This is a genomic window from Mesorhizobium sanjuanii (genome assembly GCF_002529485.1).
Lineage (GTDB): Bacteria > Pseudomonadota > Alphaproteobacteria > Rhizobiales > Rhizobiaceae > Mesorhizobium > Mesorhizobium sanjuanii.
On record NZ_NWQG01000015.1, the window covers coordinates 35,771 to 43,128 of the forward strand.

Consider the following 7,358-nt stretch of genomic DNA (forward strand, 5'->3'; position numbering starts at 1 on the left):
TGCCTGCCTGTCGCCATTGACAAGCCATCCTTGCTCCTCCACCTCATGCCCGGACCTTCGCATCGGCCCGAAAGCCGGACCCGGTTTTCGGAAAAGCACGTTGCGCAGATTAAAAGCGTTGGAGCGTACTTTGTGCGTCTAAGTGGACGCGCGTCGCCCCGGAAATAAAAGGCAGCCGGCATGACCGGATATTTTTCCTCTCCCTTTGCGCGCCGCACATCGGTCGGTGTCGATGTCGGCGGCGTGATGGTCGGCGGGAGCGCCCCTGTCGTCGTGCAGTCGATGACCAACACCGACACCGCCGATGTCGACCAGACGGTCGCCCAGGTTGCCGCGCTGCATCGCGCCGGCTCCGAGATCGTGCGCATCACCGTCGACCGTGACGAGAGCGCCGCCGCTGTGCCAGCCATTCGCGACCGGCTTGCCCGGCTCGGCATCAACGTGCCGCTGGTCGGCGATTTCCACTATATCGGCCACAAGCTGCTCGCCGACCATCCGGCCTGCGCGGAGGCTTTGGCGAAATACCGCATCAACCCCGGCAATGTCGGCTTCAAGGACAAGAAGGACCGGCAGTTCACTGACATCGTCGAGATGGCGATCAAATACGACAAGCCGGTGCGCATCGGCGTCAACTGGGGTTCGCTCGACCAGGAACTGCTGACCCGGCTGATGAACGACAACCAGGCCCAGGGCTTTCCGCTGACCGCGCAGGAAGTGACGCGCGAGGCGATCGTGCAGTCGGCCATTCTGTCGGCCGAGATGGCCGAGGAGATCGGCCTTGGCCGTGACAAGATCATCCTGTCGGCCAAGGTCAGCGGCGTGCAGGACCTGATCGCCGTCTATACCGAGCTCGCGACCCGCTCCAACCACGCACTTCATCTCGGTCTGACCGAGGCCGGCATGGGCTCGAAAGGCATCGTCGCCTCGTCCGCCGCGATGGGCATCCTTTTGCAGCAAGGCATTGGTGACACCATCCGCATCTCGCTGACGCCGGAACCGAATGGCGACCGCACCCGCGAGGTGCAGGTGTCGCAGGAACTGCTGCAGACCATGGGCTTCCGGCAGTTCGTGCCGATCGTCGCCGCCTGTCCCGGTTGTGGGCGCACCACTTCGACCGTGTTCCAGGAACTCGCCCAGAACATCCAGGCCGATCTCAGGAAGAACATGCCGGTGTGGCGGGAGAAATATCCCGGCGTCGAGAACCTGAAGGTCGCGGTGATGGGCTGCATCGTCAATGGCCCCGGCGAATCCAAGCATGCCGATATCGGCATTTCGCTGCCCGGCACGGGCGAGACGCCGACGGCGCCAGTATTCGTCGACGGCAGGAAAGCGGCAACGCTGCGCGGGCCGTCGATTGCCGCCGATTTCGAGAAGATGGTCGCCGACTATATCGAGCAGCGGTTCGGGCAACACGGCAAAGCCGCGGCGGAGTAGGCCGATGCATTTCCCCCGGGCGATGCTGGTCTTGCTTGCCGGGCTGGGCTGGGCAACTGCCGTCCACGCCGATCCGCCGCGCCCCGCCAAGCAGCGCCTGATCGACCGGGTCTGCAACCTGATCGAGGCCCATGCCAACCAGAACGGCCTGCCTGAGGATTTCTTTGCCCGGCTGATCTGGAAGGAAAGCCGCTTCGATCCCAATGCGGTCAGTCCGGTCGGCGCCGAAGGCATTGCCCAGTTCATGCCGGGCACCGCCAAGATGCGCGGTCTCGCCAATTCCTTCGATATCGAGCAGGCCATCCCGGCCTCGGCGAAATATCTCGCCGAACTGAAAACCGACTTCGGCAATCTGGGGCTCGCCGCCGCCGCCTACAATGCCGGCGAAACCCGGGTGTCGCGCTGGCTGAAATCCGGCGGCTTCCTGCCGATGGAAACCGAAAACTACGTCCTGGACGTCATGGGCGAGCCGGCCGACAGGTTCACCGACACCGCCTATGCCGGCATCGTCCGGCCGCTCGACAAGAAAGCGAACTTTGCGGTCGCCTGCCGCACGCTGCCGGTGATCATGTCCAGAACGGTGGCCATGGCCTCGATCAACGTCAAGCCTTGGGGTGTGCAGGTGGCCGGCAATTTCCGCCGCGGCGCGGCGCTCAGCCAATGGAGCAGTGTGAAGCGCCGGTTTCCGGCCTTGCTCGGCGGCAGCAATCCAGTGGTCAGCCGGGTGCGCACCCCGATCGGCCGGCGCGGCATCTATGCGGTGCGGATCGGCGCCGACACCAAAGCCAAGGCCGACAATATCTGCCAGAAACTGCAAAGCGTGGGCGGCGCGTGCGTTGTGGTGCGAAACCGGTAGGGGTACCGGCAAGAGGCGCTTGGACGTGACAGCCAAAATCGTTGTGCTCAATGGCGTCGGCAGCGCGGGCAAAAGCTCGATCGCCAAGTCTCTCCAAACGATGACCGCCGAGCCCTTTCTACATGTTCAGATGGATATATTCGTCGAGATGCTGCCGAAAGCCCTTCAGGACCATGCCGACGGCTTCTCTTATGAAACTGTAGGGAAGGACGACAAGCCGCAGGTCGTGATCAGCACCGGACCGATCGGTGCGCGAACCTTGCGTGGCATGCGGCACGCCATTGCCGCAATGGCGGAACAAGGCAACAACCTCATCGTCGACGATGTGCTTTGCCACGGCGAGATGCCGGAGTATCTAGAACTGCTGTCGAAGTTCGATCTTCACCTGGTCGGCGTCTTCGCTCCGCTCGATGTCCTCGAGGCCCGCGAGAGCCAGCGGGCCGACCGCTTGCCGGGACAGGCGCGCTGGCAGTATGACCGCGTGCACAAGGGTATCGACTACGATCTCGAAGTCGATACCAGCACGCTGACGCCGTTGGAGTGTGCCCGTCGCATCCAGGAAAAGTTCGAGCTCTAAACCAGGCCTACCGTGACCGACCGTCTGTACAGCGATCCCGACCTCGTCCAGTTCTACGATATCGAGAACGAAGGCGGCGTGGACTTCGACTATTGCATCAACTTTGCCAAGGATGCCGGCTCGGTTCTCGATCTCGGTTGTGGCACCGGACAACTGGCCACCGCGCTCGCCCGCCAGCGCAGCGTGACCGGTGTCGATCCGGCGCCGGCGATGCTCGATATCGCGCGCCGCAGAGCTGGTGGCGAGAGCGTCGACTGGGTCGAAGCCGATGCGCGCAAGGTCAGGCTCGGGCGGCGTTTCGACCTTGTCCTTTTGACCGGACACGCCTTCCAGGTGTTCCTCACATCGAAAGATCAGGAGGCGGTGCTCGGCACGATCGCCGCGCATCTTGCTCCCGGCGGCCGTTTTATCTTCGACACGCGAAATCCCGCGGCGGAGGAATGGCTTGAATGGACGCCGGAACGGTCCGAACGGGAACTGGAGCATCCCGGGCTGGGCACGACAAAAGCGTGGAACGATTTCCGGCGCGACCCCGCCAGCGGCATCGTCACCTACTCGACCTATTATGAAATCCCCGACGGCGGGCGGCGGATGCTGAGCGCCGAATCGAAAATAGCGTTTCCGACAAGGGAAAACCTTGAGGGGATGATGGAGCAGAGCGGACTGGTCGTCGAAGAGTGGCTTGGCAGCTGGCGGGGCGGGCCATTTGGCCCAGCCTCGCCGGAGATCATTCCGATCGGCCGGCTGCTCGAAGACGTTAGCAAACGCTTCGCCAGGCACCGCGCGTAGGACGTAAGATTCCAGCAAGTTTAAAGCGAGTCGCGTTTGAACGGATTTATGTGACGCGCTTCTGTTTTATGCATCTCGCGCAAAACCCCTGCGCAATTTTGCGCGAGATGCACAGGTTCCCGAAGGCGCCCCCCGCCGATCGGATGACGCGGAACCTATGTTTGCCTTCGAGGGAGGTCAATTCGACGGATGGATGTCCGGCTGACTATTATTGGGTGGAATTTTGCCAGCTGTTTTCAGATACCTTTGGAAAGACGCGACCTTCGAAACTCAGTTATTGCGAGTCGCCACGAATTTGGCCGCTTCCCTCAAAAGGCCGGCCTCTTCGCCATAGGGCTCAAGCAGCGCATGCGCCTGCTCGACCAGCCCGTTGAGCTGGCCCCGCGCCCAGTTGGCGCCGTGCAGCGCCACCAGCGTCGCCTTGCCGGCGGCGGCATCCTTGCCGGTGGCCTTGCCCATCTGGCTGGCGTCCGCCGTCAGGTCGAGCAGGTCGTCGGCGAGCTGAAAGGCCAGTCCGATCGCCGAACCGAACTCGGCCAGTCTTTCGCGGTCGGCCGGCGGCGCGCCGGCAATGATTGCACCCGCCTCGCAGGCGAAGCGGATCAGCGCACCGGTCTTCATCGCCTGCAGCCGGATGATGCCGGCTTCGTCCGGCCTGATATGCTCGGCTTCGAGGTCGAGCGTCTGGCCGCCAACCATGCCGCCGGCCCCGGCGGCGCGGGCCAGCGCCAGCACCAGAGCTGCCCTGCGCTCCGCCGGCAGCGCTGTCGCCTCATCGGCGATGATGTCGAAGGCAAGCGTCAGCAAGGCGTCGCCGGCGAGGATGGCGGTCGCCTCGTCGAAGGCCTTGTGCACGGTCGGCTGGCCACGGCGCAAATCGTCGTCATCCATGGCCGGCAGGTCGTCATGGATCAGCGAATAACAATGCACGCATTCGAGCGCCGCCGCCACCCGCAGCGCCGCCTCGCTGTCGGTGGAAAACAGCGCGGCACTTTCCAGGACCAGGAAGGGCCGCAGGCGCTTGCCGCCGTTCAACACGCCGTGGCGCATCGCCGCCATCAGCTGCTCAGGTCGCGCGATCTCGCCCGAAAACGGGCGTTCGTCGAGAAGCCGCCTGAGTAGCGCCTCGAGCGGGCCAGCGCGTGCGACAAGTACTGCCTCGAATGGCATTTGGTCGTCTTTCGTCATGGCCGGGACCGGTAGCCGACACTCAGACGTTGCGCAAGAAGCCAAGCGCCATTATGCCGGGGCAGGGAGTAGCGTGGGTTGGACGGCTTGGCGGAACCGATCGTCGATCTCGAAACCGAAGGGTTGGACATGGCGGGTAGACCGAAACGCGGCAACCGCATCGGTCTCAAACGCTGGGCCCGGCGCGGCATTGCCGTGGTCCTTGTGCTGGCGCTGATCCCGGCGGTGCTGACCTTCCTTTACCTGCCGTGGTTCGTGCATCCCGTGTCGACGCTGATGCTGAAGGATCTGGCGACGCTTTCCGGCTACGACCGGCGCTGGGTTTCGATCGACGATGTGGCGCCGGTGCTGGCGCATTCGGTCATCATGTCGGAGGACGGGCAGTTCTGTTTCCACCGCGGCATCGATCTTGGCGAATTGAGGGGCGTCGTCGACGATGCGCTGTCGGGTGAGATGACGCGGGGCGCCTCGACCATCACCATGCAGACGGTGAAGAACCTCTATCTCTGGTCGCGGCCGCTGGCCTCGGTGCGCAAGGTCGTCGAACTGCCGCTGGCCGTCTATTTCGACGCGGTGATGTCGAAACGGCGCATCATGGAGATCTACCTCAACATCGCCGAATGGGGCCCGGGCATCTATGGCATCGAGGCCGCCGCCCGGCATCATTTCGGCGTCTCGGCAAAACAATTGTCGCGACGACAGGCGGCGCTGCTTGCCGTCACCTTGCCGAACCCGATCGCGCGCAACCCGGCTAAACCCGGTCCGGGGCTGAGACGGCTGGCCTCGCTGATCGAACGGCGCGCGGGCCGGTCCGGCGCCTATGTCGGCTGCCTGCAGTAGCGACAAAAAAATTCGCTGCTGCGCTGGCCAAAACGGCATCAGGCGTGTATAGGCACCCGACTTTCTCAGATTCCGGCCCCTGACGCGGCCCTTTACACGAGGGCGGCCGGGGCTTTTTGATCATCTAGTGGAGCATATCCATGGCCGTTCCGAAACGAAAAACCTCTCCGTCGAAGCGCGGCATGCGCCGCTCGGCCGACGCCCTCAAGGCCCCGACCTATGTCGAGGACAAGAATTCCGGTGAGATGCGCCGGCCGCACCATATCGACCTGAAGACCGGCATGTATCGCGGCCGCCAGGTGTTGACGCCCAAGGAAAGCTGAAACCAGCTTCCCCGGGAAAGCTGAGAAGCGCTTTCCGCGGTTTCGTGACTACAAAAGGACCGGCCTCTGGCCGGTCCTTTTGCGTTTGCGCGCAGATAGCTGCCACCGAACGAATCCCAGGCATCCCAGCAGCCGTATCGATGACTTTCGGCTGACATGGTTATTTCGGACCGTCTTTGTCCGTGTTCGCGGCCGCATGCGAAAATTCTTGACGGCGGATGCCGGGCGCCTACTACAGAAGGCAGTCCAACCGGAGCCGCCAGATGTTCGGTGCCATTCCGCTGCTGATCGTGCCCTTCGTTCTCTACAATCTCGGGCTTCTGGGAATCTTCGGCGGCGGCGACGATCCGTGGGCGACAGAGATGTTCTCGGTCCGCATGATGTCGGGCGGTGTCTTCTCGATGACCCTTGGCGACCTGATGGTGCTGATCGGGCTGATCTTCTTCTTCGTCGAGATGGTGAAGGCGACACGCACGACGAACGCCTCGATCATGGACCATCTGTTGTCGACCTTCGTCTTCGTGGCGTTTCTGGTCGAGTTCCTGCTGGTGAAGGGCGCGGCGCATTCCGTCTTCTTCACGCTGACGATCATCGCGCTGATCGATGTGCTGGCCGGCTTCTCAGTGTCGATGCGGTCGGCGAGCCGCGACATCAACATGAATTGAGTTCAGCCCGGGTCGGCGGTGAAGCCGGCGGCCTCGATGCCGGCGATTGCGGCTGCCTCGTCATTGTCCGACGTATCGCCGGAAATGCCGACCGCGCCGACGATGGCGCCTGATTTGTCACGGATCAGCACCCCGCCGACGACGGGCAGGATGCGCCCGCCCGACACGTCGGAGACGCCGGCCATCAGATGCGGGCGTTCCTTGGCGAAGGCTTCCGCGCGGCGTGAGCCCATGCCGATGGCAAGCGCGCCATAGGCCTTGCCGGCCGACATTTGCGGACGCAGGAACGAGGCGCCATCCTGGCGCTGGAAGGCGACCAGATGGGCGCCGGCATCAAGGACGGAAACGCCGAGCGGCTTGAGCTTGAGTTCGGCGCCTTTGGCAAAGGCGGCCTCGATGATCTTGATGGCGGTGTCGAGCGTCAGCGCGGTCATGGCATTCTCCTGTTGAAACGCCTCAATCATTGACCGGGAGCAGGAGATGCAAAATCCCGGTTCCGGTTGAAATTGCTTTGCGTGAGAAAGCGAAATGGAAGGCAGTGGTATTCTGGAGCGGGTCGATGGCTCGCGCAAGCCGAATAGGCGCAGCCTTCCACCGCTTCCAGACTTGCGCCGGAGTTCAGACGAGTGAGGCTATTTCTTCTTGGCGCGCGCCGGTTTCTTTGCCGGCGCAGCCGGCGCATTGGC

10 protein-coding genes are annotated in these 7,358 nt (G+C 63.3%); 7 read left to right on the forward strand and 3 right to left on the reverse strand.

Features of this window, described 5'->3' with window-relative positions; translation table 11 throughout:
* Positions 1-180 precede the first annotated feature (180 nt).
* Genes ispG through CN311_RS03470 form a run of 4 tightly spaced genes read left to right on the forward strand, consistent with a single transcriptional unit; the run spans position 181 to position 3,656 of the window.
* A complete protein-coding gene (ispG, locus tag CN311_RS03455) occupies positions 181-1,434 on the forward strand; it encodes a flavodoxin-dependent (E)-4-hydroxy-3-methylbut-2-enyl-diphosphate synthase (protein ID WP_097572000.1) in 1,254 nt (417 codons plus the stop codon).
* 4 nt (positions 1,435-1,438) lie between these two features.
* Positions 1,439-2,290, forward strand: coding sequence for a lytic transglycosylase domain-containing protein (locus tag CN311_RS03460; protein ID WP_097572001.1), 852 nt, complete (start codon positions 1,439-1,441; stop codon positions 2,288-2,290).
* 43 nt (positions 2,291-2,333) lie between these two features.
* Positions 2,334-2,867 (forward strand): chloramphenicol phosphotransferase CPT family protein, encoded by a 534-nt coding sequence (locus tag CN311_RS03465; RefSeq protein ID WP_245440712.1) that lies wholly within the window; start codon positions 2,334-2,336, stop codon positions 2,865-2,867.
* Positions 2,868-2,879: 12 nt separating this feature from the next.
* Positions 2,880-3,656, forward strand: coding sequence for a class I SAM-dependent methyltransferase (locus CN311_RS03470; protein WP_097572002.1), 777 nt, complete (start codon positions 2,880-2,882; stop codon positions 3,654-3,656).
* Between the two features lie 270 nt (positions 3,657-3,926).
* Here the strand turns inward: CN311_RS03470 and CN311_RS03475 are convergent, their stop codons facing one another.
* Positions 3,927-4,844 (reverse strand): polyprenyl synthetase family protein, encoded by a 918-nt coding sequence (locus CN311_RS03475; RefSeq protein WP_097572003.1) that lies wholly within the window; start codon positions 4,842-4,844, stop codon positions 3,927-3,929.
* A gap of 78 nt (positions 4,845-4,922) precedes the next feature.
* Here CN311_RS03475 and CN311_RS03480 point away from each other — a divergent pair, with 78 nt between their 5' ends.
* From CN311_RS03480 to CN311_RS03490, 3 genes are all read left to right on the forward strand, one after another.
* Complete coding sequence (locus CN311_RS03480) at positions 4,923-5,684, forward strand: biosynthetic peptidoglycan transglycosylase (protein ID WP_097572004.1); 762 nt, start codon at positions 4,923-4,925, stop codon at positions 5,682-5,684.
* A 140-nt stretch (positions 5,685-5,824) separates the two neighbouring features.
* Positions 5,825-6,007 (forward strand): 50S ribosomal protein L32, encoded by a 183-nt coding sequence (gene rpmF, locus CN311_RS03485; RefSeq protein WP_008834724.1) that lies wholly within the window; start codon positions 5,825-5,827, stop codon positions 6,005-6,007.
* A gap of 263 nt (positions 6,008-6,270) precedes the next feature.
* Positions 6,271-6,672, forward strand: a complete 402-nt coding sequence (locus CN311_RS03490; protein ID WP_097572012.1) for a hypothetical protein — start codon at positions 6,271-6,273, stop codon at positions 6,670-6,672.
* 2 nt (positions 6,673-6,674) lie between these two features.
* Here the strand turns inward: CN311_RS03490 and CN311_RS03495 are convergent, their stop codons facing one another.
* Positions 6,675-7,106: a GlcG/HbpS family heme-binding protein gene (locus tag CN311_RS03495; protein ID WP_097572013.1), complete on the reverse strand. Its 432-nt coding sequence runs from the start codon at positions 7,104-7,106 to the stop codon at positions 6,675-6,677.
* A gap of 26 nt (positions 7,107-7,132) precedes the next feature.
* Positions 7,133-7,358: hypothetical protein (locus CN311_RS32865; RefSeq protein WP_208866420.1), on the reverse strand; the 226-nt coding region annotated here is incomplete at its 5' end.